The 784-nt window shown below is 59.3% G+C and carries 1 protein-coding gene; it reads left to right on the top strand.

Features of this window, described 5'->3' with window-relative positions:
• A partial coding sequence (locus H6B10_RS14765) for an L-fucose/L-arabinose isomerase family protein (RefSeq protein ID WP_430661766.1) occupies positions 1–784 on the top strand: 784 nt, incomplete at both ends.

The raw sequence follows: 784 nt of genomic DNA, 5'->3' as shown, positions 1-784 counted from the left end.
GAACTGCTCCTACAACCTGGGTATGCGCCACCTGAAGGGCTATATTCCCGAGTATCCCGTGGGCACCGCCGAGGAACTGGCCGACAAGATGGCTGAGTTCGTACCCATTGCCCGTGCCATTCTGGGTGTCAAGGACCTGAAGATCATTACCTTCGGTCCCCGTCCCCAGGACTTCTTTGCCTGCAACGCCCCCATCAAGGGCCTGTATGAGCTGGGCGTGGAGATCGAGGAAAACAGTGAGCTGGATTTGCTTGTCTCCTACAAAGAACACACCGATGATCCCCGCATCCCCGAAGTCTGCGCTGACATGGCCGCCGAGATGGGCGAGGGCAAATACTACCCCGACCTGCTGGCCCGTATGGCACAGTTTGAACTGACCCTGCTGGACTGGGCCGAAGCCCACAAGGGCAGCAAGAAGTATGTGGCCTTTGCGGACAAGTGCTGGCCCGCCTTCCCCAGCCAGTTCGGCTTTGAGCCCTGCTATGTGAACTCCCGTCTGGTTTCCCGCGGCATCCCCGTTTCCTGCGAGGTGGATATCTACGGTGCCCTGTCCGAGTACATCGGCATGTGCGTCACCGGCGATACCGTCACCCTGCTGGACATCAACAACAGCGTGCCCAAGTACATCTACGACGAGGACATCGCCGGCAAGTTCGATTACAAGCTCACCGATACCTTCATGGGCTTCCACTGCGGCAACACACCTTCCTGCAAGATGTGCGCCGACCGTGCGGTGAAGTACCAGCTGATCCAGCACCGTCTGCTGGAGCCCGCGGGCAGCGAT

The organism is Gemmiger formicilis (assembly GCF_016901605.1).
Classification (GTDB): Bacteria; Bacillota; Clostridia; order Oscillospirales; family Ruminococcaceae; genus Gemmiger; species Gemmiger formicilis_B.
Note: the sequence above shows the minus strand (reverse complement) of the source record. Positions and strands in the feature narration are given on the sequence as shown.